Here is a 22,988-nt window from a genome sequence, read left to right on the forward strand (position 1 = left end):
ACTTGCCTGCGCAGGCACGCCTGTATGATGGACTTTCCCTTGTACCGACATCGCATCGAAGGAGAGAAGCATGATCAAGTCCACGGCCCTGATGACTACCGCCGCCGCAGCCGTTTTTCTGGCCGGTTGTGCCAGCACCAGCAGCAACGCTCCCAGCGCCAGCGACATGCCGCCCGCGGTGAACGCCGGCGGCATCATGGTCGGCACTGCCAACCGCATGACGCTCTACACCTTTGACAAGGACGGCGTGAACCAGTCCAACTGCAATGACCAGTGCGCCGTGAACTGGCCGCCACTGCTGGCCGGCAGCAGCGATGTGGGCCGCGGCGATTTCAGCGTGCTGACGCGTGCCGATGGCCGCAAACAGTGGGCCCTGGTCGGCAAGCCGCTGTATTTCTGGAGCAAGGACGTGCGCCCGGGCGATACCACGGGGGACAATGTGAACGGTACCTGGCACGTGTTCCGGATCGCGCCCAAGCAGCGATAAACTCCAGCGCGCCTGTCTCCGCTACCAGGAGTGCCTTCGAGTAGGCATCGTGCCTTATAGAGAGTAACTCCAGGCGGTGGGGCATTGGTTCCTGCTGCTGGAGGCGCTATTCGTCCAGCACAGGCAGGCCGTGACGCAGCCGCGCACGGTTGCAGCCGTCGCTGCCCGCTTCCAGTTCACGACACGGGTTGGGGCGCCATTCGTAGATGCCGCAGGCCACCTGCTGGCCAACCTGTCCGCACAGCGCAGCACAGCGCGGCGGCTGGTGGTCGGTGCCGCGCATGCGGCTGAGGCTGGCTGTCAGCGGCAGTGCCAATCCGTCGGGCACGATGCCGTCTTCGGATTGCAGTTCGTGCATGGAAAAATCCACGCGAAAAGCGGCGCAACAGGCGCCGCAGGTCTGGCAGGGTCCGGCCATGGCAGGCGTGTGAGGAGGGTGCTTACTGGCGGTCCAGCAGCAGGTACTCCATGAGCGCCTTCTGCACATGCATGCGGTTCTCGGCCTCGTCCCACACCACGGATTGCGGGCCGTCGATCACCTCGCCGGTGACTTCCTCTCCACGGTGTGCGGGCAGGCAGTGCATGAACAGGGCATCCGGCTTGGCCAGCGCCATCATCTCGCAGTCCACGCACCAGTTGGCGAAGGCGGCACGACGGGCTTCGTTCTCGGCTTCGTAGCCCATGCTGGTCCACACGTCGGTGGTGACCAGATCGGCGCCGGAACAGGCTTCATGAGGATCCTTGAAGAACTTGACGTGATCGCCCAGTTCCACGCCGGGGATGTCGCTGTTGATCTCGTAGCCGCTCGGCGCGCTGACATGCACGGTGAAGCCCAGCAGCTTGGCCGCCTGCAGCCAGGTGTTGGCCATGTTGTTGCCGTCACCCACCCAGGCCACCACCTTGCCCTGGATCGAGCCACGATGCTCGATGAAGGTGAAGATGTCGGCCAGGATCTGGCAGGGGTGGTATTCGTTGGTCAGGCCGTTGATGACCGGCACGCGGGAGAATTCGGCAAAGCGTTCCAGCTTGGTCTGCTCGAAGGTGCGGATCATCACCAGGTCGACCATGCGGCTGATGACGCGGGCGGAGTCCTCGATCGGTTCGGCGCGGCCGAGCTGGCTGTCGCCGGTGGTGAGGTGCACCACGCTGCCGCCCAACTGGTACATGCCGGCCTCGAAGCTGACGCGCGTGCGCGTGCTGGCTTTCTCGAAGATCATGGCCAGGGTGCGGTCGGCCAGGGTCTGGTGCTTTTCGTAGGCCTTGAACTTGCGCTTGATGTAGCCTGCGCGGTCGATCAGGTAGGTGTACTCGGCAGCGCTGAGGTCGGTGAATTGCAGGTAGTGTTTCATGGGGCGATCCCCGGAGGATTCAGGTAAGAGGGCCGGCTGCCACGCTTGCCCGCAAGCGGGCAGTGGCAGCCACTGCTTCAGGCTGCCAGGAATTCCTTGACCAGCGGAGCCAGGATGGCGACGATTTCGTCGGCTTCTGCGCGCGTGAGCGTGAGCGGCGGCACCAGACGGATCACGCGGTCGGCGGTGACGCTGAACAGCAGGCCGCGTTCGGCTGCCTGCTCCAGCAGGGCGCCGCAGGGCTTGCTGAGCTCCACGCCCAGCATCAGGCCGTGGCCGCGCACTTCCTTCACGCCTTCGATGCCGGCAAAGGCCTGTTCCAGCGCCTGCTTGAGGTGCTGACCAACCTGGGCGGCGTTCTCGAGCAGCTGCTCTTCTTCCATGATGCGGATGGTCTCGATACCGGCACGCATGGCCAGCGGATTGCCGCCAAAGGTGGTGCCGTGATTGCCCGGCTGCAGCACATCGGCCGCACGCGGACCGGCTACGAGCGCGCCGATCGGCACGCCGGAACCCAGGCCCTTGGCCAGGCTCATCACATCGGGCTGGATGCCGGCCCACTGGTGGGCAAACCACTTGCCGGTACGGCCCAGGCCGCACTGGATCTCGTCGAGCATCAGCAGCCAGTCGCGTTCGTCGCACAGGGCGCGCAACTGCTGCAGGAAGTCGGCGTGGTATTCGTGGATGCCGCCTTCGCCCTGGATCGGCTCGAGCAGCACGGCGGTGATGTTGGGGTTGCCGTCGGTGGCGCGGCGCAGCGCCTCCATGTCATTGCGCGGCACGCGGATGAAGCCGGGCACCAGCGGCTCGAAGCCGGCGTGGATCTTGGGGTTGCCGGTGGCACTCAGGGTAGCGATGGAGCGGCCGTGGAAGGCGTTCTCGAACACCACCACTTCGGCCTTGGCGATGCCCTTGTCATGGCCGAACTTGCGCGCGATCTTGAGCGCGGCCTCGTTGGCTTCCAGACCGGAGTTGCAGAAGAACACGTTCTGCATGCCGGTGATCTCGACCAGCTTGGCAGCCAGCACTTCCTGGCCGGGCACGTGGTAGTAGTTGGAGCAGTGGATCATCTGGCCCACCTGTTCCTGCAGGGCGGCGACCAGCTTGGGGTGCGCGTGGCCCAGGGTGTTGACGGCAATGCCGCCCAGACCGTCCAGGTACTCCTTGCCGTTCACGTCCCACACGCGGCTGCCTCGGCCATGCGACATCGCGATCGGCAGGCGGCCGTAAGTGTTCATGACGTGGGGGGATGCGGCGGCAATCGGTGCAGACATGCTGGGCTCCAGAAACAGAAAGCCCTCCGCACCCGCGTGCAGAAGGCAGGAAGCAGGGCGGCTACCGCGCCGCCCCAAAAAAACATTGTAGAACAGCCAGAACGCCGTGCATGCGAAATTCCCTATTTGCTGCAGCACAACATGGCCGCGTGTCCTGCGCTCCATGCGACGCCGTTGACCGTGGCCGCTTGGGGTTAATCACACTGTGGAAAAAGACCCCATGGGGTAAAATCGCACTTTTGACAATTTCGTGACAACAGGGCGATCCCCTGCTGTGTGCGGTACCTGCTTTCACTTGCCATGGCATCCACCAATTCGCAAGAAGTGTTCATCATCGGCCAGACCTCGGAAGGGCGCCGTTTTCGTCCGAGCGACTGGGCCGAGCGCCTGGCCGGCGTGATGAGCCAGTTCCGGCCGGATGGCGATCCGCCGCGCCTGGGTGGACACCTGCGTTACTCGCCCTGGTGCACGCCCAACAACGTGGCCGGCGTCAAATGCGTGATCGTGCACCGCGACATGCAGGAAGCCGAACCGCAGGCCTGGGATTTCGTGATGAACTTTGCCCGCGACAACGACCTTCAGATTGTCGATGCCTGCCTGATGCCAGACGCCAAGCCGCTTTCCTGAGCGGTTTTTTAACGCCCATGAAAAAACCGCCCGAAGGCGGTTCTTTTTTGCTTGCTGACAGCGCACCCAGACAAACGGCGGAGCAGCGGGGGCCGCTCCGTGCTTGCTGCTGTTTCTTAGGCGGCAGCGGCCAGGGCCTTGACCTTGGCGGACAGGCGGCTCTTGTCGCGAGCAGCCTTGTTCTTGTGGAAGATGCCCTTGTCGGCAACGGTATCCACCACGGATTGCATCTTGGCGAACAGGTCCTTGGCCTTCTCGGTATCACCGGCGAGGACAGCCTTCTCGACGTTCTTCACCGCGGTGCGGTACTTGGAACGCAGGGACGTGTTGGCAGCGTTGATCTTGACGTTTTGACGTGCGCGCTTGCGGCCGGAGGCCAGGCGCGGGTTCTTTTTCTTGGGTTTTCCAGAAGCCATTTTCAGTATTCCTTGTGTTGAAGGATGTTGTCAGCAAAACGCGAAATTATAGCGATGTGTGACAGAGCTGTCACGAACCCCCGCTTTTTATTGCACTGCAACAGGTGCCGGACTGCCCAATGCGTGTGCAGGGCGCTACACTTCAGGTTCCTCTTGCAAGCGGTGGTGGCTCAAGGCTTTCACCGCATGATCGCGCCCGTGGGGCGCTTTTTTGTGGCGATGATCCTCCCATCGCTGCGCCGCACCTGCCCGTTCCATCGTGAGCCTGTTCAAGTCTGCCTCCACCGTCTCGTTGCTGACGCTGGCCTCCCGCATCACCGGCCTGATCCGCGAACTGCTGATCGCCTCGGCCTTTGGTGCCAGCGCCTTCACCGATGCCTTCAACGTGGCATTCCGCATTCCCAACCTGTTCCGCCGGCTGTTTGCCGAGGGTGCGTTCAGCCAGGCCTTCGTGCCGGTGCTGGCCGCCGCGCGCGAGCAGGAGGGGGACGCTGCCACCCACTGCATGATCGACCGTGTGGCCACGGTGCTGTTCTGGGTGCTGGTGGTGTTCTGCGTGCTGGGCGTGCTGTTTGCGCCGCTGCTGGTGTGGCTGATGGCCAGCGGCCTGCAGAAGAACCCGGAAGGTTTCGAGGCCGCCGTGGTGATGACGCGCTGGATCTTCCCCTATATCGGCTTCATGTCGCTGGTGGCGCTGGCTGCCGGAGTGCTGAATACCTGGAAGCGTTACGCGGTGCCGGCGGCGACGCCGGTGCTGCTCAACATTGCGATGATCGCCGCAGCCTGGCTGGGCGGACCCTGGTTCGGCCGCATGGGCATCCATCCCGTCTACGCACTGTGCATGGGCGTGATGGTGGGTGGCGTGCTGCAGCTGGGCACGCAGCTGTGGGCGCTGCACCGGCTGGGCATGTTCCCGCGCATCGGCATGAGTGTGTCTGCCATGCGTGAGGCGCTGGCCGATCCGCATACGCGCCGCATTGCCAAGCTGATGCTGCCGGCCATTCTGGGCGTGAGCGTGGCGCAGATCTCGCTGCTGATCAACACGCAGATCGCCTCGCACCTGGCGGCGGGTAGCGTGAGCTGGCTGAGCTATGCGGATCGCCTGATGGAGTTTCCGACCGCCATGCTGGGTGTGGCGCTGGGGGTGGTGCTGATGCCGCAACTGGCGCGTGCCAAGGCCTCGGGCGATGCGCAGGCGTATTCGTCGATGCTGGACTGGGGGCTGCGCTTGGTGGTGTTGCTGGCCGTGCCGTGTGCGGTGGCGCTGCTGGCGTTTTCCAAGCCGCTGGTGAGCGTGCTGTACCACTATGGTGCGTTCCGCAGTGCGGATGTGGAGCAGACCACGCTGGCGCTGATGGGCTACGGCGCCGGTCTGGTGGGGCTGGTGGCGATCAAGGTGCTGGCGCCGGCCTACTATGCACGTCAGGACATCAAGACGCCGGTGAAGATTGCCATTGGCGTGCTGATCGCCACGCAGCTGATGAACCTGGTGTTTGTGCCGCGACTGGCGGTGGGCGGCCTGTCGCTGTCGATCGCGCTGGCGGCCATGGTGAATGCCGGCATGCTGCTGGCGGGACTGCTGCGCCGGGGCAGCTACCGTCCGGAGCCGGGTTGGGCGAAGTTTGCCCTGCAGGTGCTGGCAGCCACGCTGCTGATGTTTGCCTTCCTGCTGTGGGCGGATGGGCTGGAGTGGGTGGAAGTGTCCAGCAAGCTGTGGCGCATCGGGCAGTTTGTGGCGGTGGTGGCCGGGGCTGGCGTGCTGTACTTCGGTGCGCTGGCGCTCGGTGGATTCAAGCTGCGGCAGTTGCTGCGGCGATGAATGGCTGCGGCAGTCTCAACTGCCAGCCGCCGAGGTCACCCGAGGAGGATGACCCAGGGAAAACGGGCTGCCATGTGACTGGCAGCCCGTTCTTTTTTCTCTCCTCGCACGATGGCAAGGCTGGCTCAACCAGCGGGCAATGAACCGGCATTGCCCGCCAGTCTTGGGCGTTACGGCATCTTGAAGAACTGCGTGCTGTACAGCTCCAGCGGCAGCTTGCGGATCACCGAGCGGCCGTTGGCATCCTTTTCCGGAATGCGGTCGATCCAGGTCTGGAACACGTCCGCATCCAGCACGCCGATGTCCAGACGGCGCTCCTTGGGAATGCTGGCCAGGGTGGTGTAGCCGTCACCGCCAGTGGCGTTGAAGCTCAGCACGAACAGCTTGTAGGTCTTGTTCGCGTCCAGCGGTCCCCATGCCTTGCTGGCCTGGTCGAACACCTGCAGATTGCTGGCGCGGTTGCCCTTGCTGGCGAACTGGTCGACGTCAAAGCGCAGACCGGCCGTGTAGGGGTAGGGGCCGGTGGAGCCACCTGCCTTGAAGGTGGCATCCAGACCGTCCTCGATCATGGCCTTGGCTTCAGCGCCGGTGATCTCCAGGCGCCACAGCATGTTGCCGAAGGGCAGTACCTCGATCACGTTGGCAGCCGTCACATCGCCCTTGAGCGGGATGCGCACGCCGCCGCCGCTTTGCAGCGTCATGTCGGCGCCGCCGTAGTCCTGGTTGGCCACATCCAGATAGGACTGGGCCACCAGCTGCTGGATGTCGCCACCATGCAGGCTGACATCGCCGATGGCGTTGCATTCGGCGCTGGAGCGGGAGTAGTCTGCGCTGTCCACGCCGCCGGGCACGCGGCGGGAGCAGATTTCCTGCGGGGCCGTGGCCACGATCTGGGCCTTGAAGGTATCGACCTTGTCCTTGAAGGGCTGCAGCACCTGCAGTGCCTGCGCATCCGGCTCGATCTGGCGCAGGAAGCCGGCCGCTGTCAGGTCCTGGTTGAAGCTGGCGATGTCCTCGGCGGTGGCGGTGCGCCAGGTCTTGTTGTTCTTGCCATCGAGCACCGGCTTGCCCGCGTCGTCCACGACCAGCACGCGCTTGTAGTTGGGGGAAACGGTCACGTGCGGCGTGCCGGAGCAGGCAGTCACGTCGCCCGCTGCGTCAAAGCTGACCTTGAGTTCGCCCACCACCTTGGTGTATTCGTTGGCCTGGACCAGACAGGCGTTCTTGCCGTCCTTGTTCGGCAGCAGCACGGGGTAGTCGCCAGCGGGCGTGCCGGCCTTGTAGGTTGTCATGCTGGCCGGGCCAGTGAGGGTGTGCGAATCGCCGCCTACCACCACGTCCACGCCGCTCAGCTGGGCGATCAGCGCCTTGTCGGCTTCGTAGCCGATGTGCGAGAGCACCACGATCTTGTTCACGCCCTTCTGCTTGAGTTCGTCAATGGCGCGCTGGGCGGCCACGGCTTCGTTCTCGAAGGTGGTCTCGGGATCGGGGTTGGAGGATTCCTTGGTCTTGCCGGCAACGGTCAGGCCGACCACGCCAATCTTGTGGCCGCCGCGATTGAGGATGGTGGAGGGCAGGACATAGTTCCTGGTGCCGGGTTGCGCGAGGGCAGAGCTGGCGCCGAACTTCACGTTGGCCGAGAGCACGGGTGTCTTGCACTGGCCGGCATGGAGCAGGTCGATGAAGGTCTTGAGGCCGCTGTCGCCCTTGTCGAACTCGTGGTTGCCGAGGGTGAAGGCATCAAAGCAGACCGTGTTCATCAGGGCAGCATCGGCTTCACCAGGGCTGCCTGCGCGGTTGAAGTACAGCGTGCCGGTGAGGGCATCGCCGGCGTGCAGGGCGATCACGTTGTCATTGCTGGCACGGATGGCCTTGATGGCGGCAGTGACGCGCGGGAAGCCGCCGGCATCGACTTCGACATCGGTGCGCACCCCGTTGGGCTGCAACAGCGACAGCGTGCGCGTGCTGCTGTCGAGGTTGGAGTGGCTGTCGTTGATGTGGGCGATGGTCAGGTCCATCGGCTGCGGGCGCGCAGCGGGGGCAGGGCCGGGGCCGCTGTCACCGCCACAGCCGGCCAGGGCCAGCGCGCACAGCGCCGCGCCGCCCAGCAGGCGCATCGGGGGAAGGGTAGCGTACATGGAAATGATCTCCGTGAAAGGCAACAAGGGGGCTGATCAGCCGATCACCGGCGTGGTGCTGCCGGCGGCGAGGGTGATACGCGTGGTTTGCAGCAGCGGACTGGCCGGTGCCTGGCCGCCTTCCAGCGAGCGCACCTTGTGGAAGTGCACCTGCATCTGGCTGGCGGTGATGGTAGCGGTGGCATAGCCCTGGGCGTGGTGGTCGCCGTACAGCATGTCGGGGTTGTTGCCCGGGGCGCCCTGCGGGAAGGTGGGGTGGACGCCAGCCGGAATGCCATGCCACATGAAGGCTTCGAAGGTGGGCTGGTCGGCCACCAGCGGCTGCAGTGCCGGCATGGCTTGTGCTGCGCTTTGCAGGTAGCTGAAGAAGGAGTTGCTACTGATGCCGGCTGCCACGAAGTCGACCATGGCGGGCTGGCCGGCTGGTGGGTTCACCGGGGCGTCGGGCTGGCGCGGGTCATAACCGATCTGGTCGCGCACGATGCCGCACTGGAAGGCGTGCAGGTCACCGGTGATGGCCACCACGTTGCGGATGTTGTTCTGCGTCAGGTGCTGCATCAGCTCGGTGCGGTGGGCCGGATAGCCGTCCCAGCAGTCGGCGTTGATGGCGAACACCTGCTTCAGTTCGGGCGTGGTGACGGCAGGGTGGTTGCGCAGGTCGGCCCACATGCGCGACAGGGACAGTTCGTTGCCCCACACCTTCCAGGTGGATGTGCTCTGGCGCATGGTGTCCTTCCACCACTGGGTTTGCGTCTTGCCCAGGATGGAGGGGGCGGACGTGCGCGGCTGCTGGGTCATCAGGTTGACGGACTGGCCCAGCAGCAGCATGGGCAGCGGCGTGAAGTAGCGGGCGCCGACGGCGGTATCCATCTGCATGGCCTGCTCCAGCGTTGCGCCCTGCGCCATCGGCACCAGTGCTTCGGGGATGGCGTGGTCGTCGCGGTACAGGCGCTGGTCGGTCATGACCAGGTGCATCAGCGGGCCGAACTGGAAGTCGCGGTAGATGCGGATGTTGTCGTAGCGCTGGTCGTTCAGGTCGAAGGAGACATCACCCATGTCCACCGGGATGTACTCGAACCAGGCCTGGTTGGCGGCACGGCGGCGGCCGGTCTGCTGCTGGTTGGCGTTGTTGTAGGTCTGGTGGTCCTGCCAGCAGTCGTCGCTGAACTCGTGGTCGTCCCAGATGGCGATGAAGGGGAACTTGCGATGCACTTCCTGCAGGCGCTTGTCGCTGCGGTAGGTGCGGTACAGGGTGCGGTAGTCGTCCAGCGTGAGGGCGGCAACCGAGCCATCAGCCAGCGGCATGCCGTTCGGCAGCTTGATCGGCGCGTGCGCCGGTTCCACCTGGCCGGCCTGGAAGGCGGCGCCCACGGTTTCGTAGATGTAGTCGCCCACGTGCACGGTGAAGTCGAGATCGTCTTCGGCCGCCAGCAGATCGAGCGCACCCCAGTGGTTGACGCTCCAGTCCTGGCAGGTGAACCACGCAAAGCGCAGCTGTTCGCGCGTGGAACTGGCAGCGGGAGCGGTCTTGGTGAGGCCGATGGCGCTGATGTCCCGGCCGGCGACAAAGCGGTAGTGGTAGCGCGTGTCGGGCTGCAGGCCGGTGATCTTGGCGCGCACCGTGTGGTCATAGACCTGGGTGGCGACCAGGTTCTGGTTGACCAGCAGGGTGTCGAAATCGGCACTGGTGGAGACTTGCAGGCGCAGCGGAATGTCGCCGTTGTTGCCGGGGTTGCTGCGTTCCACGCGCGTCCACAGGACGACGCTGTCGGCGCGCGGATCACCGCTGGCAACGCCGAGACTGAAGACATGCGTGCCCAGTGGCGGGCCGCTGTCGCCGGAGCCGGGAGGCTGCGGAACGTTGCCGTTGCCGCCACCACAGGCGGTGATCAGCGGACCAGCCGCGATGACACTGAAAAACGCTGCGCCACGGCGCAGCAACTGTCTTCTTTGCATGGGAAACTCCCTGGGTGGTCTGTGCAGACCGCATGACACCGGTGACGAAAGGTGTCTGGGAGTTTAGGAAGGCAACATGACAGAAATGTTGCCCGTGCATGTTGCATGCAAAAGAGCGCCGAAGCGCCCCTTGTGCTTATACGATAGGTGGCGTCAGGCCACGGTGACCGGTGCGTTGCCGTCTGCGGCTGCGATCTGGCCGATGACGTACACGGTCTCGCCTTCCACGCGCAGGGTTTCGGCCACGCAGTCGGCGTCAGCCGCATCCACCACCACGACCATGCCGATGCCGTTGTTGAAGGTGCGGTTCATCTCGATGTCGTCAATGCCGGCCGTCTGCTGCAGCCAGGCGAACAGCTCGCTTTGCGGCCAGCTGCCCTTGGTGAGGCGTGCGGTGGTGCCTTCGGGCAGCACGCGCGGGATGTTCTCGAGCAGGCCGCCGCCGGTGATGTGGGCCAGCGCCTTGACCGGGTACTTGGCCAGCGTGGCCAGCACCGGCTTCACGTACAGGCGGGTGGGGCGCATGATGGCTTCCCTGAACGGCATGCCGTCCAGCGTGGCGGGCAGGTTGCCGGCTGCGCGGTCGATGCACTTGCGCACCAGCGAGAAGCCGTTGCTGTGCACGCCGTGGCTGGCCAGGCCCAGCACTACGTCGCCGGGTTTGACGTTCTGGCCCGTGAGGATCTTGCTCTTTTCGACCACGCCGACGGCAAAGCCGGCCAGGTCGTATTCGCCATCGGGGTACATGCCGGGCATTTCGGCGGTTTCGCCGCCGATCAGCGCGCAGCCGCTTTGTTCGCAACCGGCTGCAATGCCGCCGACCACCGCTGCGGCGGTGTCCACGTCGAGCTTGCCGCAGGCGAAGTAGTCGAGGAAGAACAGCGGCTCGGCGCCTTGCACCAGCACGTCGTTCACGCTCATGGCGACCAGGTCGATGCCGACGGTGTCATGCATGTTCCACTCGAAGGCCAGCTTGAGCTTGGTACCCACGCCGTCGGTGCCGCTGACTAGCACGGGCTCCCGATAGTTCTTGGGCACTTCGAACAAGGCGCCGAAGCCGCCGATGCTGGCCATCACGCCTTCGCGCATGGTTTTCTTGGCCAGGGGCTTGATGCGTTCGACCAGCGCGTCGCCAGCATCGATGTCCACGCCGGCGTCTTTGTAGGAAATGGGAGTTTGCATGTGCGAAAAGAATACAAATGGTGAGCGCGTGCGTGCGCGGGCATGCGTAGCGTAGACTACAGACGACGCGGTGCTGACACTGCGTCTGGGCGTCTGCCGGTCTGGCAATGCCCTCTATTGTAATAACCTTGCTCTCCTGCGCACGCCCATGGAATTTACCGCCTACCAGAAACGCACCGCGGCATGGACCGGCATTGCCGTACTGACGGGCATCTTCGTGTGGCTGCTGGCCCCGGTGCTGACGCCATTCCTGGTGGCCGCCGTGCTGGCCTATGCGCTCAACCCGCTGGTCAACCGGGTGCATGCCTGGTTCCGCGGCAAGACGCCGCGCTGGCTGGCGGTGACGCTGGTGATGATCATCTTCATGCTCACGGTGACCGGGGTGGTGATGCTCATCGTGCCGGTGGTGGTGAAGGAAATGCCGGTGCTGCAGAGCCAGATTCCGGTGCTGCTGGACCGTGGCAGCCACTGGCTGCAGGGCATCTTCGACCGTTTCGGCATTCCCCTGCAGGTGAACGTGGGCACGCTCAAGGAACTGCTGCGCGACTATTTCAGCAGCAAGCCGGACGGAGGCGGGCCATCCGGGATCGAATCGGTGCTGTCCTCGCTGAAGATCGGCGGCAGTGTGGCCTTTGCCGTACTGGGCAACCTGATGCTGATTCCCATGGTGCTGTTCTACCTGCTGGTGGACTGGGAACGCATCATTGCCAACCTGTTCCGTCTGGTGCCGCGCCGCATGCGCGAGGCCGTGCACAGCTTTGCCACCGAGGCGGACGAGGTGCTGGGCCAGTATCTGCGCGGGCAGCTGACGGTGATGCTGATTCTGGCGGTGTACTACAGCGTGGCGCTGTCGCTGTTCGGATTCGATCTGGCGCTGCCGATCGGCATCTTCACCGGTCTGGCGATTTTCGTGCCGTATCTGGGCTATGGCGTGGGGCTGGTGCTGGCGGCGCTGTTTGGCATCCTGCAATTGGGGGTGGTGAAGGCGCTGGTCATGGTGGGTGTGGTGTACGGCATTGCGCAGGTGGTGGAGAGTTTCTACCTGACGCCGCGCCTGGTGGGTGAGCGCATGGGTCTGCATCCGCTGGTGGTGATCTTTGCCTTGCTGGCGTTTGGCCAGCTGTTCGGTTTTGTCGGGGTGCTGCTGGCGCTGCCGATCAGCGCGGTGCTGCTGGTGGCGGGGCGGCGCTTGCGGGCGCAGTATCTGCAGAGCGATCTGTACAACGCCTGAGGAGGCTGTTCACGGACCGGATCGCTGTGGCCGGCGGACGGGGAGGCTCGTTCGGCATCGAGGGGGGCTGTACAAGGGTTCGCAGCGGTGAAAATGCGCGATCGCCGCGACGATGGCCCCCTGTTGCTGCGCTGCACATAAAATAGCAGACTGTGCCTGCCTTCATGAAACAGATCCCGCTCGATATCGGCCTGACTCCGCGCCCGCGCCTGCATACGCTGGTGGAGGGGGAGAATGGCCGCCTGCTCACCCATGTGCGCGAGGCGCTGCAACAGCGCCAGCCGCAGACCGTACCCACCTACGTGTGGGGACCGGGTGGCAGCGGCAAGACGCATCTGCTGCAGGCGGTGATGCAGGAACTGCACGAGCAGGGCCTGTCTGCCGGCTGGCTGGATGCGTCCACGCCATGCGGCGGCTACCCGCGCGAATTCGATCCGCGCTGGAGTGCGGTGCTGCTGGATGAGGTGGAGCTGTATTCGCCCGAACAGCAGCACACGGCCTTCAACTGGTTCATCAATGCCATGACACCGCAGCAGGGCGAGCCGCGCTGGGTGCTGGCTGCAGGCAGCCTGCCGGTGGCCGATTTGCCGCTGCGCGAGGACCTGCGCACGCGCCTGGGCTGGGGCCAGGTCCACGCACTGCAGCCACTGGGCGACGAGGATGTGCGCAAGGCGCTGCAGCAGGGCGCGGCCGAGCGCGGCCTGGAACTTGGTGACGAGGTGGTCAACTACATGCTCAGCCGCTTCTCGCGCGACCTGGGCAGTCTCAACGAATTACTGGGCATGCTCGATGGCTATGCCCTTGAACAGCGGCGCGCGCTGACCGTGCCGCTGCTCAAACAGATGCTGAACGAAACATGAATATTGCGCTTTTTGACCTGGACCACACGCTGCTGCCGATCGATTCGGACTTCACCTGGGCCCTGTTCACCAACAGCATCGGCTGGACCGATGCCGACGAATCGCTGAAGCAGAACGACATCTTCTACCAGCAGTATGTGGACGGCGTGCTGGACATGAACGAATACGTGCGCTTCGTGACCCGCGCCATCCGCGCGCATACGCCGGAGGAGGCCAGGGCCGCGCACAACCGCTATCTGGCCGAGTTCATCGAGCCGCAGGTGCGGGCCGAGGCGCTGGATCTGCTGCGCAGCCACCAGCAGGCGGGTGACACACTGGTGCTGATCACGGCCACCAACCGCTTCATTGCAGGCCCCATCGGCGAGCGCCTGGGCTTTGCCGACGAGAACATCATCGCCACCGAACTGGAATTGGATGACACGGGCTGGATCACCGGCAACATCGACGGCGTGGCCAACCTGCGCGAGGGCAAGGTGCACAATCTGCAGCAGTGGCTGGCGGCGCGCGGGCTGGATTGGGAGAAAGTGCACATCACTTTCTACTCCGACTCCTACAATGATGTACCGCTGATGGAAAAATCGGCGGTGCCGGTGGCCACCAACCCGGACGAACGCCTGCGCGCGCTAGCGCAAGAGCGCGGCTGGCGCATTCTCGACCTGTTTCCGACGGAATGACATGATCAAGCGCTTCATCAACAAACTGCTGGGCAAGCCTGCAGCAGGCGTGCGTCCGTCGTTCGGCAAACGCGTCGAGGTGCCGGCCTCGGTGCACAAGATCAATCCCAAGCTGGTGGACGAACGCGCCGTCAACGTGGTGCTCACGCTGAAGAAGGCGGGCTTCGAGGCCTATATTGTCGGCGGCGCGGTGCGCGACCTGATTCTGGGACTCAAGCCCAAAGATTTCGACGTGGCCACCACCGCCACGCCCGAGCAGGTGAAGAGCCTGTTCCGTCGCGCCTTCATCATCGGGCGCCGTTTCCGCATTGTGCATGTGGTGTACGGGCGCGGGCGCGAGCACGAGGTGATCGAGGTGTCGACCTTCCGTGCCTATCTGGATGCTTCGGCAGCCGAGCAGGTGAACGGCAACGAAAAGACCAGCCGCCGCGCGCTCGAGGGCGTGCAGCATGCGGTGGATGCCAGCGGGCGCGTATTGCGCGACAACGTCTGGGGCCCGCAGGAAGAGGATGCGGCGCGGCGCGATTTCACGCTCAACGCCATGTATTACGACCCTGAACGCGAGATCGTGGTCGACTACCACAAGGGCATGCAGGATGCGCAGAAGCGCACCATCCGCATGATTGGCGATGCGGCTGCGCGCTACCGCGAGGATCCGGTGCGCATCATCCGCGCCGTGCGTTTTGCGGCCAAGCTGAACAAGCTCGAATTCAAGCTCGACAAGGCGACGGCCAGCCCGCTGCAGGAATGTCTGCCGCTACTGGCCGATGTGCCGCAGAGCCGCCTGTTCGACGAAATGCTCAAGCTGCTGCAGACGGGGCACGCCGTGGCCACCATCGACCAGTTGCGTGCGCTGGGGCTGAACAAGGGCATCTACCCGCTGCTGACGCTCGCGGTGGAGCGCGCGGACGATCCCTTTGTGCGCAGTTCGCTGCAGGATACCGACCGCCGCGTGGGCGAGGGCAAGCCGGTGGCGCCGAGCTTTCTGCTGGCCTCGCTGCTGTGGCAGGACGTGCGCGATACCTGGGCGCGCAAGACGGCCAAGGGCAAGCCGCCGTTCGTGGGGCTGCAGGAATCCATCGACGAGGTGTTCGAGGCGCGCATTGGCGATGTGTCCGGCCGCGGCAAGCTGGCGGCGGACATGCGCGAGATCTGGATGATGCAGCCGCGTTTCGAGAAGCGCACCGGCAACAGCCCGTTCAGCCTGATTGCGCAGCTGCGTTTCCGCGCCGGTTTCGATTTTCTGCGTCTGCGCGCGGCCAATGGGGAGATCGACGAGGCACTGGCCGAGTGGTGGCAGGCCTTCAGTACCGCGCCGGATTACGAGCGTGATGACCTGATTGCCCAGGCCAGGGAACAGCAGCGCGAGGCGCAGCGTGCGCAGCAGCGCAAGGGTGCGCCCACCAAGCCGACGGGGCGCGTGCATCGTGTGCCGTCTGCGGCTTCGCAGGTGGCCGAGGCCGATGAGGCCTTGGTGGATGAGGTGTCTGCGGCCGAGGGCGGAGCAGCACCGGCCAAGAAGCGCCGTCGTCGTCGCAAGCCCAAGAGCGCGGGGGCGGGTGAGGCAGCCCTGTTGACGGGTGCGCAGGACGGCGCGCTCGTGGGTGACGGTGAGATCGAGTCCGCCAGTCCGGTTCGTGCGCGCAAGGCCGGTTCTTCCGTGAATGAGCATGCTGACTCCACGCAGAGTGGGGCCGAGTCGGCTGATGAGGGCGAGGCTCCTGCCAAGCGCCGCCGTCCGCGTCGCCGCAAGCCGGCTGGCGAAGCTGCTTCCGATACCGGCGCTGCCGACGAGTGAGTTCTTCCGTGGCAGTCGTCGTGGGTGCCTATGTCGCCCTGGGCGCCAATCTGGGCGACGCCCAGGGGACAGTGCGCGCGGCCATGGATCAGGTCGCACGGCTGCCGCAGACGCAGCTGGTGGCCGCTTCGTCGCTGTATCGCACGGCACCGGTGGATTCCAGCGGGCCTGATTACATCAATGCCGTCGTGGCAGTGGATACCGGCCTGACGGCCACAGAGTTGCTGCAGGCCATGCAGCAGATCGAACTACAGGCGGGGCGCGAGCGCCCGTACCGCAATGCCCCGCGTACGCTGGATCTCGACCTGCTGATGTACGGCGAGCTGGTGCAGGAAGATGCAGCGCTGACGCTGCCGCATCCGCGCATGTTTCAGCGTGCCTTTGTGCTGGTGCCCCTGCATGAGATTGCGCCGGAGCGGGTCACTGCCGAGCAGCTCGAGGCTGTGGCCGATCAGGGCATTGTGCGTATCGACGAGGCGCGGTAATCCTTCTGGAGGGCAAGACCATGACCACGGTACAGTCCCTCGCTTCCCATTTCTCGATTCAGGATCAGCGCCGCACCTGCCATGTGGGGCAATTGCGTGTCGCTGGTCCATCCTTGTTTCCTCATGGCATATCCGCAGGAGTTGCGGTGTGCCCCACCTTGCCGAGGTGAAGCTGCATGGAAATCCTGCACAAGACCCGCAAACTGGGCGACCGGCTGGGTGCCGGGCTGATCACCGGAGCGGCTGACGACGACCCCAGCGGCATCGCCACCTATTCGCAGGGGGGCGCGCAATTTGGCGGTGGCCTGTTGTGGACGCTGGTTCTGACCACGCCGCTGATGATCGGTATCCAGATGGTCAGCGCGCGTCTGGGCTGGATCACCGGCAAAGGGCTGGCAGCGAACATCCAGCAGGTGATGCCGCGCTGGGTTGGGATTGTGCTGGTCGCCTTGCTGGTGTTTGCCAACACGCTGAACATCGCTGCCGACATTGCCGCCATGGGCGAGGCCCTGCAGCTGATCGTGGGCGGCGGCGAGCATGGCCATGCCCTGGTCTTCGGCGTGATTTGCGCCGTGCTGCCGCTGTGGCTGAACTTCGATGCCATGGTGCGCGTGCTCAAGTGGCTGACGCTGGCGCTGTTTGCGTATGTGGCGGTGGCGCTGATGATGCAGGTGGACTGGCACACGGTGGGTGTCGAATCGGTGTCTGCCCTGCGCACCGGGGGAGGGGATTACTGGATGATGGTGGTGGCGGTGCTGGGAACCACCATCAGTCCGTATTTGTTCTTCTGGCAGGCGGCGCAGGAAGCGGAAATGCGCCAGAGAAATGCCGATTCCGAAGAGGTGGTGAACAGTCCGCTGTTCACGCGGGAGCACCTGTTCCGGATCAAGCTGGATACCGTGATCGGCATGGGGTTTTCGAATGTGATTGCGTTCTGCATCATGCTGGCTGCAGCCATGGCGTTTCACCAGCATGGCATTACCGATATCCAGACCAGCAGGCAGGCAGCGCTGGCGCTGGAGCCGATTGCCGGGCATTTTGCCTTTCTGTTGTTTGCACTGGGCGTGATCGGGACCGGCATGCTGGCGGTGCCGGTGCTGGCAGGTTCTGCAGCCTATGCCGTGGCGGAGGTGCTGAACTGGAAGGCCGGACTGGACCATCACTACACCGAGGCCAAAGGCTTTTATTCGGTGCTGGTGGCTGCCACCGTGATCGGCACGCTGATGGATTTCACCAACCTCGATCCGATCAGGGCGCTGGTGTGGAGTGCGGTGGTCAACGGCGTGATCGCGGTGCCCATCATGGTGGTGATGATGCTGCTGGGATCGAACCGTGCGGTGCTGGGCGATGCCGTGTTGACGCCACGTCACCGCTTGCTGGGTTGGGCAGCGGTGGGGGTGATGGCGGTGGCTGTTGTGGCCATGGTGCTGGGATGAGCGCTGTCGTTTGAGGCTACTGCAGGACGTCGCAGACTGGTTCTGGTGCGCCGACCATGACCATGCATCGGGTAGCAGCGGCCTGGCGGGTTTCTAGGCTGAGCCGCAGTCTGATTCTGAGCGATCGCGGCGCATGTGCTGCACGGCCAGCGTGGCAGCGGCACCTGCCAGTGCACCTCCTACCCAAGGCAGCGTGGTGGAGAGCGTGTCGTCTTTGCAGTCACGCGCCAGGGCTTCCCATTCCTCTTCTGTCAGATCGCCTCTGTCCTTGCGCAATGCCTTGCGGCGGGCGGACAGCTTGTGGGCCACGGTGGGCTGCTCGGAGGGGAGCTTGCCTTCCACGATATCTTCGCTGGCCGGGGCGATGGGCGTGTGTTGCACGTTGATGGCGTCGTCACGCGCTTCAACGGCATCCAGCCGGGCCTCGCGCTCGCGCTGCTTCTGCTTGTGGGCTTCGACATAGGCCGGTGAACCGGGTAGCTCGCCCTTGGGCGTGATGTGCAGCACCCAGGCAAATTCCGCACCCATGAGCAGGATCTGCGAGGAGTAGAACACCCACGCCATCAGGGCGACCAGCGATCCGGCCGCGCCATAGACCGAGGTGGTGGAGGTGGAGCCGATGTAGATGCCGATCAGGCTCTTGCCCACGGTGAACAGCAGCGAGGACAGGATGGCGCCCGGCAGCACCTGGCGCCAGCCCAGCCGCTGCGAAGGCAGGCCCATCAGCAGGATGGTGAAGAAAAAGGTGAGGATGGCGAAGGAGAGCAGGGGGTTCAGGATCTTCGCCAGCACCAGCATGCCGGATGTGTGCGAGGTGACCCATTCGTCCAGCGCGGCCAGATAGGCGGAGACGATCAGCGACATGATCATCAGGAAGCCGATGGCGAACAGGATGCCGAAGGTGAGCAGGCGCGTGCGGATCAGACGCCAGACGGTGAGGATGAAGCGCTCGTTCTTCGGGATGGCGGGCTTGGCCTGCCAGATGTTGTCCAGCGCTTCGCGCAATTCCACCAGCACCCCGGTGGCACCGACGATCAGGATGGCGGCGGCAATCAGGGAAGCAAACCCGCCTTCGCCGGGCTTGTTGGCGGCCTGCAGCAGCGAGTCGATCAGCTGGCCGGCGCGGGCACCTGCGAGCTGGGTGACTTCCTGCACCAGCTGCTGGTGCGCCACTCCTTCGCCGTAGAACAGGCCGACCAGTCCGACCAGGATCACCAGCAGTGGGGCCAGGCTGAAGACGGTGTAGTAGGAGAGCGATGCGCCGTAGCGCGGGCAGTCGTCGTTGATCCATTCGTTGGCGCTGGTCCAGACCAGATACCAGACGTAGAGGAAGGGGTGGGTCAGGCGCTTGGCGAGGGAACGCGGTTGTGCTGCGGCGGCAGTCTGCGCGGCTTTGGCGCTGGTGTCGGCTTCGGCAAGGGCTGCTTGCTGGGGCTGCGCGGAATGGCTGGCCGCTTCTGTGGTGGGTTCAGGGGGACGGTTGACGCCGGGCGGAGGGGTGGAGAGGGTGGTGTCCATGGCGAACGCTGCGAAGTTCGTACGGCAACCACTCTAGGACGCCGGGCAGGCGCTGGATGTCAGAGTGCGCCGCGACTTTGCGCCCGCTGCAGACGTTTTGCGGTGGTTGGCGCAGCGAAAAGCTGATTCCAGGAAGGGGGATGGCAAGGCCACCGCATCCCAGGAGGCAGACAGACGCAGCCTGGTTCCAGAACGGGGGGATGGCAACGGTACCGTCTTGCAATGCGTGGGAATCACGCCTGGTCCCAGCGGACGGGCGTGGATTCAAGCACCAGATCACTGCAGGCGCTGGCCACGCAGGGCAGGATCCAGCCTTCACGTTTCTCGTCCGGGCTCAGGCCGGGCCAGTCGATGCGCCAGCGGATGTCTCCCTGCACCAGCCGGCACAGGCAGGTGCGGCAGCTGCCATTGCGGCAGGAGCTGGGCAGGGCGATGCCCGCCTGCTCGGCCGCCAGCAGCAGCGGTACATCGGCATCGGCCTGGAATTGCTCGCCCGAGGGCAGCAAGGTAACGCGGTGGGACATGGGGAACAAAGGTGGTAGATTGGGAACAAGGGGCGGCTATGTGCGGCCGCCTGCCTTGCCTCTTGCCGGGTCCGGGTATTGTCGATGAAACCTGTTGCCACTCCGCCATTGCAGAACGCCGAGGTGATTTTCCGTGCCCGCCAGCTGGGCAAGGTGTATCACATGGGCGATGTGGACGTGCACGCGCTGCGCGGCGTTGATCTGGAACTGTATCGCGGCGAGTTCGTGGTGATGCTGGGGCCGTCAGGCAGCGGCAAATCGACCCTGCTCAACATTCTGGGCGGGCTGGACGTGCCGAGCAGCGGCGAAGTCTGGTACCACGGTGAGGATCTGACCCATGCAGGCGACGCGCGGCTGACGCAGTTCCGGCGCGAGCATGTGGGCTTTGTGTTCCAGTTCTACAACCTGATTCCCAGCCTGACGGCACGCGAGAACGTGGCCATCGTGACCGAGATTGCGCCGGATCCGATGCAGCCGGAGGACGCGCTGGCACTGGTGGGGCTGGGTGAGCGGCTGGATCATTTCCCGGCGCAACTTTCGGGCGGCGAACAGCAGCGCGTGGCGATTGCGCGCGCCATCGCCAAGCGGCCGGTGGTGATGCTGTGCGACGAGCCGACCGGTGCGCTGGATTCAGCCACCGGCGTGCGTGTGCTGGAAGCGCTGGAGCAGGTGAATGCCGACATGGGCACGACCACGGTGGTGATTACCCACAACGCCGATATTGCGCGCATGGCGCATCGTGTGCTGACCATGGCGGATGGCCGCATCGTGGGTGAGCAGGTGAATGCGCAGCGTCTGCCCGCGCGGGAGTTGCGTTGGTGATCCGGCTACCCGCCATCCACCGCAAGGCCTTGCGCGACTTGTGGCACATGCGCTGGCAGGCGATCGCGATTGCGCTGGTGATTGCTTCTGGCATTGCCATGCTGGTGATGTCGCGCGCCACGCTGGATTCCCTGCAGGACACGCGCACGCGGCTGTATCAGGATTACCGCTTTTCCGATGTGTGGGCGCAGGTGCGGCGGGCGCCGGAGAGCGTGGCGGCGCGCGTGGCCGAGCTGCCGGGCGTGAACGAGGTGGAAACGCGCGTGATTGCCGGCGGCAAGCTGGCCCTGCCGGGCTTTGACAAGCCGATCGAGGCGCTGCTGCTGTCGCTTCCAGACCAGGGCGAGCCGCAGCAGAACCGGCTGTATCTGCGCGCCGGGCGCATGCTGGCGCCGTTTGCGCAGGGTGAGGTGCTGGTGAGCGATGCCTTTGCCGAGGCGCACAGGCTGAAGCCGGGCGATACGTTGCGGGCCACGGTGTACGGGCGCTCGCAGCAATTCACCGTGGTGGGGATTGCGGTGTCTCCGGAGTATCTGTACCAGATCAAGCCGGGGGCGCTGTTTCCGGATTACGAGCGCTACGCCATTCTCTGGACGCACCGGCGCGCGCTGGGTGCGGCGATGAACATGGAAGGCGCCTTCAACCAGATCACGGTGAAGCTGGCGCCGGGCACCAGCGAGGCGGAGACGCTGTCGGCCATGGACCGCATCCTGGCGCGCTATGGCAGCCGCGGTGCCATCGGGCGCATGGACCAGCTCTCGTACCGCTATCTGCACGAGGAGTTTCGCGGGCTGGCTACCATGGCCTGGATGTTTCCGCTGATCTTTCTGGGCGTGGCGGCGTTTCTGCTGAACGTGGTGTTCAAGCGGCTGATCGGCACGCAGCGCGACCAGGTGGCGATTCTCAAGGCCTTTGGCTACAGCACGCTGGATGTGGCGCTGCATTACGGACTGATCGTGACGCTGATCGGGGTGCTGGGTTCGGTGCTGGGCGTGGCGCTGGGGGTGTGGCTGGGCAGTGCGCTGGCAGGGCTGTATCAGCTGAATTTCCGCTTTCCGTTTCTGGATTTCACGCTCAGCCCGCAGGTGGCCCTGGCGGGCGCTGGCGTGAGCCTGCTGGCGGCGTTGAGCGGCACCGGCTGGGCCGTGTTTGCTGCCGCGCGCGAGCCGGTGGCGCAAGCCATGCGGCCACCGTCGCCCGAGCGTTTTCGCCGTACGCTTGTGGAGCGTCTGGGCCTGACGCGCTGGCTGTCGCAGCCCACGCGCATGATTCTGCGGCAACTGGAGCGGCGGCCGCTGAAGGCGCTGATGAGCATCGTCGGGCTGGCGCTGGCGGGTGCGATCGTGATGATGGCGCGCTTCCAGACCGGCTCCATCGACTACATGGTCGACATCCAGTACCGGCTGTCGCAGCAGCACGATATCAGCACCAGCTTCATCGAGATGGCACCGCGCAAGGCGCTGGATGAGCTGCGCGCCCTGCCTGGCGTGCGGCAGGTGGACGGGGTGCGCAATGTGGCCGTGCGTCTGCGCAACGAGAACCGCATGGTGCTGACCAGCATCCAGGGGCTGCCGGCCGCCGGGACGCTCAGCCGCCCGGTGGATACGCGCCTGCGCCGGATCGAACTGCCGCCGGACGGGCTGGTGCTGAATGATTACGTGGCGCGCAAGCTCGGCGTGCAGCCGGGGGATTATCTGCAGGTGGAAGCCATGGAAGGGCGGCAGACCCAGCTGCGGCTGCCCGTGGTGCGGCTGGTGCAGGAGTATGTGGGCACCATGGCCTACATGGATCTGGATGCGCTCAACCGCGCCATGCGCGATGGCGATGTGGTCAGCGGCGCCTTGCTGACGGTGGATGACGATGCCGAGGATGCGGTTTTCCGTGAGCTGGACCGGCGCCCCGGCGTGGTGGGAGCCGAGTCGCGGCTGGCGGCGATTCGTGCGCTGTACCGCACCATCGAGGAAACCAGCGGGCTGTTCACCTGGGTGGCGGTGCTGATGGGGCTGGTGATCAACTTCGGTGTGGTCTACAACTCGGCGCGCATTGCGTTGGCGGAGCGTGGGCGCGAGCTGGCCAGCCTGCGCGTGCTCGGTTTCACGCAGGGCGAGGTCAGCTACATCCTGCTGGGCGAGCTGGCGCTGCTGGTGCTGCTCTCGATTCCGCTGAGCTATGTGGCAGGCTACGGGCTAATCCAGTTCATGGTGCAGGGCATGGCGTCTGATCTGTACCGGGTGCCGGTGCGCCTGGAGCCTGCTTCCTACGCCTTTGTGGCGCTGGTGACGGTGGCGTCGGCGATTGCTTCGGCGCTGGCGGTGTACTGGCGCATCCGCAAGCTGGACCTGATCGGCGTGCTCAAGACCCGCGAATGACGCGGCCGCGCTACCATCGGATA

General features: G+C 64.9%; 20 protein-coding genes. 11 read left to right on the forward strand and 9 right to left on the reverse strand.

Going from position 1 to position 22,988, the window contains the following annotated elements:
• Positions 1-70: 70 nt before the first annotated feature.
• On the forward strand, positions 71-487 hold the full coding sequence (locus tag BMW28_RS03325) for a COG4315 family predicted lipoprotein (protein WP_200785711.1): 417 nt from the start codon (positions 71-73) through the stop codon (positions 485-487).
• Positions 488-593: 106 nt separating this feature from the next.
• On the opposite strand, the gene BMW28_RS03330 is transcribed toward BMW28_RS03325, so the two are convergent.
• The 3 genes from BMW28_RS03330 to BMW28_RS03340 all read right to left on the reverse strand — a co-directional run bounded on the left by BMW28_RS03330 (position 594) and on the right by BMW28_RS03340 (position 3,110).
• On the reverse strand, positions 594-905 hold the full coding sequence (locus BMW28_RS03330) for a YkgJ family cysteine cluster protein (protein ID WP_091813810.1): 312 nt from the start codon (positions 903-905) through the stop codon (positions 594-596).
• A gap of 22 nt (positions 906-927) precedes the next feature.
• Positions 928-1,836: an ornithine carbamoyltransferase gene (gene argF / locus BMW28_RS03335; protein WP_091813813.1), complete on the reverse strand. Its 909-nt coding sequence runs from the start codon at positions 1,834-1,836 to the stop codon at positions 928-930.
• Between the two features lie 77 nt (positions 1,837-1,913).
• The gene (locus BMW28_RS03340) at positions 1,914-3,110 is read right to left on the reverse strand and encodes an aspartate aminotransferase family protein (RefSeq protein ID WP_091813816.1); all 1,197 of its coding nucleotides are present in this window, start codon (positions 3,108-3,110) and stop codon (positions 1,914-1,916) included.
• A 300-nt stretch (positions 3,111-3,410) separates the two neighbouring features.
• Between BMW28_RS03340 and BMW28_RS03345 the strand changes: the two genes are divergently transcribed.
• On the forward strand, positions 3,411-3,737 hold the full coding sequence (locus BMW28_RS03345; protein ID WP_091813819.1) for a DUF3579 domain-containing protein: 327 nt from the start codon (positions 3,411-3,413) through the stop codon (positions 3,735-3,737).
• A 116-nt stretch (positions 3,738-3,853) separates the two neighbouring features.
• On the opposite strand, the gene rpsT is transcribed toward BMW28_RS03345, so the two are convergent.
• Positions 3,854-4,153: a 30S ribosomal protein S20 gene (rpsT, locus tag BMW28_RS03350; protein ID WP_091813821.1), complete on the reverse strand. Its 300-nt coding sequence runs from the start codon at positions 4,151-4,153 to the stop codon at positions 3,854-3,856.
• A gap of 259 nt (positions 4,154-4,412) precedes the next feature.
• Here rpsT and murJ point away from each other — a divergent pair, with 259 nt between their 5' ends.
• Positions 4,413-5,972, forward strand: a complete 1,560-nt coding sequence (gene murJ / locus BMW28_RS03355; protein WP_091813824.1) for a murein biosynthesis integral membrane protein MurJ — start codon at positions 4,413-4,415, stop codon at positions 5,970-5,972.
• A gap of 170 nt (positions 5,973-6,142) precedes the next feature.
• Here murJ and BMW28_RS03360 read toward each other — a convergent pair whose 3' ends face one another.
• The 3 genes from BMW28_RS03360 to purM all read right to left on the reverse strand — a co-directional run bounded on the left by BMW28_RS03360 (position 6,143) and on the right by purM (position 11,248).
• Complete coding sequence (locus BMW28_RS03360; RefSeq protein WP_234969960.1) at positions 6,143-8,110, reverse strand: bifunctional metallophosphatase/5'-nucleotidase; 1,968 nt, start codon at positions 8,108-8,110, stop codon at positions 6,143-6,145.
• Between the two features lie 36 nt (positions 8,111-8,146).
• Positions 8,147-10,066 (reverse strand): alkaline phosphatase D family protein, encoded by a 1,920-nt coding sequence (locus BMW28_RS03365; RefSeq protein ID WP_091813830.1) that lies wholly within the window; start codon positions 10,064-10,066, stop codon positions 8,147-8,149.
• A gap of 153 nt (positions 10,067-10,219) precedes the next feature.
• A complete protein-coding gene (purM, locus tag BMW28_RS03370) occupies positions 10,220-11,248 on the reverse strand; it encodes a phosphoribosylformylglycinamidine cyclo-ligase (protein WP_091813832.1) in 1,029 nt (342 codons plus the stop codon).
• Positions 11,249-11,396: 148 nt separating this feature from the next.
• On the opposite strand from purM, the gene BMW28_RS03375 reads away from it, so the two are divergent.
• From BMW28_RS03375 to BMW28_RS03400, 6 genes are all read left to right on the forward strand, one after another.
• Positions 11,397-12,479 carry an AI-2E family transporter gene (locus tag BMW28_RS03375; protein WP_091813835.1) on the forward strand — a complete coding sequence of 361 codons (1,083 nt, stop codon included), beginning with the start codon at positions 11,397-11,399 and terminating at the stop codon, positions 12,477-12,479.
• 164 nt (positions 12,480-12,643) lie between these two features.
• Positions 12,644-13,339 carry a DnaA regulatory inactivator Hda gene (gene hda, locus BMW28_RS03380; protein ID WP_091813838.1) on the forward strand — a complete coding sequence of 232 codons (696 nt, stop codon included), beginning with the start codon at positions 12,644-12,646 and terminating at the stop codon, positions 13,337-13,339.
• Positions 13,336-14,013, forward strand: coding sequence for an HAD family hydrolase (locus tag BMW28_RS03385; RefSeq protein ID WP_091813839.1), 678 nt, complete (start codon positions 13,336-13,338; stop codon positions 14,011-14,013). Before hda ends, BMW28_RS03385 begins: the two co-directional genes overlap by 4 nt.
• Before the next feature lies 1 nt (position 14,014).
• Entirely contained in the window at positions 14,015-15,811 is a 1,797-nt protein-coding gene (gene pcnB, locus BMW28_RS03390) for a polynucleotide adenylyltransferase PcnB (RefSeq protein ID WP_091813842.1), read from the forward strand.
• A gap of 8 nt (positions 15,812-15,819) precedes the next feature.
• The gene (folK, locus tag BMW28_RS03395) at positions 15,820-16,296 is read left to right on the forward strand and encodes a 2-amino-4-hydroxy-6-hydroxymethyldihydropteridine diphosphokinase (RefSeq protein WP_234969961.1); all 477 of its coding nucleotides are present in this window, start codon (positions 15,820-15,822) and stop codon (positions 16,294-16,296) included.
• A gap of 176 nt (positions 16,297-16,472) precedes the next feature.
• Complete coding sequence (locus BMW28_RS03400) at positions 16,473-17,732, forward strand: NRAMP family divalent metal transporter (RefSeq protein WP_200785712.1); 1,260 nt, start codon at positions 16,473-16,475, stop codon at positions 17,730-17,732.
• A gap of 93 nt (positions 17,733-17,825) precedes the next feature.
• On the opposite strand, the gene BMW28_RS03405 is transcribed toward BMW28_RS03400, so the two are convergent.
• Both BMW28_RS03405 and BMW28_RS03410 read right to left on the reverse strand, forming a co-directional pair.
• On the reverse strand, positions 17,826-19,250 hold the full coding sequence (locus BMW28_RS03405; RefSeq protein ID WP_091813846.1) for a YihY/virulence factor BrkB family protein: 1,425 nt from the start codon (positions 19,248-19,250) through the stop codon (positions 17,826-17,828).
• 233 nt (positions 19,251-19,483) lie between these two features.
• Positions 19,484-19,774, reverse strand: coding sequence for a 2Fe-2S iron-sulfur cluster-binding protein (locus tag BMW28_RS03410; protein WP_091813849.1), 291 nt, complete (start codon positions 19,772-19,774; stop codon positions 19,484-19,486).
• An 84-nt stretch (positions 19,775-19,858) separates the two neighbouring features.
• Here BMW28_RS03410 and BMW28_RS03415 point away from each other — a divergent pair, with 84 nt between their 5' ends.
• A complete protein-coding gene (locus tag BMW28_RS03415; RefSeq protein WP_091813850.1) occupies positions 19,859-20,596 on the forward strand; it encodes an ABC transporter ATP-binding protein in 738 nt (245 codons plus the stop codon).
• Positions 20,593-22,965, forward strand: a complete 2,373-nt coding sequence (locus tag BMW28_RS03420; RefSeq protein ID WP_200785713.1) for an ABC transporter permease — start codon at positions 20,593-20,595, stop codon at positions 22,963-22,965. Before BMW28_RS03415 ends, BMW28_RS03420 begins: the two co-directional genes overlap by 4 nt.
• The last annotated feature ends 23 nt before the right edge of the window (positions 22,966-22,988 follow it).

It is taken from the genome of Allobrachymonas denitrificans DSM 15123 (genome assembly GCF_900110225.1).
GTDB classification, from domain to species: Bacteria; Pseudomonadota; Gammaproteobacteria; order Burkholderiales; family Burkholderiaceae_C; genus Brachymonas; species Brachymonas denitrificans.

Coding starts and splice junctions, on each gene's coding strand:
- BMW28_RS03325 (WP_200785711.1), top strand. CDS start 71: ATGATCAAGTCCACGGCCCTGATGACTACCGCCGCCGCAGCCGTTTTT.
- BMW28_RS03330 (WP_091813810.1), bottom strand. CDS start 905: ATGGCCGGACCCTGCCAGACCTGCGGCGCCTGTTGCGCCGCTTTTCGC.
- argF (WP_091813813.1), bottom strand. CDS start 1,836: ATGAAACACTACCTGCAATTCACCGACCTCAGCGCTGCCGAGTACACC.
- BMW28_RS03340 (WP_091813816.1), bottom strand. CDS start 3,110: ATGTCTGCACCGATTGCCGCCGCATCCCCCCACGTCATGAACACTTAC.
- BMW28_RS03345 (WP_091813819.1), top strand. CDS start 3,411: ATGGCATCCACCAATTCGCAAGAAGTGTTCATCATCGGCCAGACCTCG.
- rpsT (WP_091813821.1), bottom strand. CDS start 4,153: ATGGCTTCTGGAAAACCCAAGAAAAAGAACCCGCGCCTGGCCTCCGGC.
- BMW28_RS03360 (WP_234969960.1), bottom strand. CDS start 8,110: ATGTACGCTACCCTTCCCCCGATGCGCCTGCTGGGCGGCGCGGCGCTG.
- BMW28_RS03365 (WP_091813830.1), bottom strand. CDS start 10,066: ATGCAAAGAAGACAGTTGCTGCGCCGTGGCGCAGCGTTTTTCAGTGTC.
- purM (WP_091813832.1), bottom strand. CDS start 11,248: ATGCAAACTCCCATTTCCTACAAAGACGCCGGCGTGGACATCGATGCT.
- BMW28_RS03375 (WP_091813835.1), top strand. CDS start 11,397: ATGGAATTTACCGCCTACCAGAAACGCACCGCGGCATGGACCGGCATT.
- hda (WP_091813838.1), top strand. CDS start 12,644: ATGAAACAGATCCCGCTCGATATCGGCCTGACTCCGCGCCCGCGCCTG.
- BMW28_RS03385 (WP_091813839.1), top strand. CDS start 13,336: ATGAATATTGCGCTTTTTGACCTGGACCACACGCTGCTGCCGATCGAT.
- pcnB (WP_091813842.1), top strand. CDS start 14,015: ATGATCAAGCGCTTCATCAACAAACTGCTGGGCAAGCCTGCAGCAGGC.
- BMW28_RS03400 (WP_200785712.1), top strand. CDS start 16,473: ATGGAAATCCTGCACAAGACCCGCAAACTGGGCGACCGGCTGGGTGCC.
- BMW28_RS03405 (WP_091813846.1), bottom strand. CDS start 19,250: ATGGACACCACCCTCTCCACCCCTCCGCCCGGCGTCAACCGTCCCCCT.
- BMW28_RS03410 (WP_091813849.1), bottom strand. CDS start 19,774: ATGTCCCACCGCGTTACCTTGCTGCCCTCGGGCGAGCAATTCCAGGCC.
- BMW28_RS03415 (WP_091813850.1), top strand. CDS start 19,859: ATGAAACCTGTTGCCACTCCGCCATTGCAGAACGCCGAGGTGATTTTC.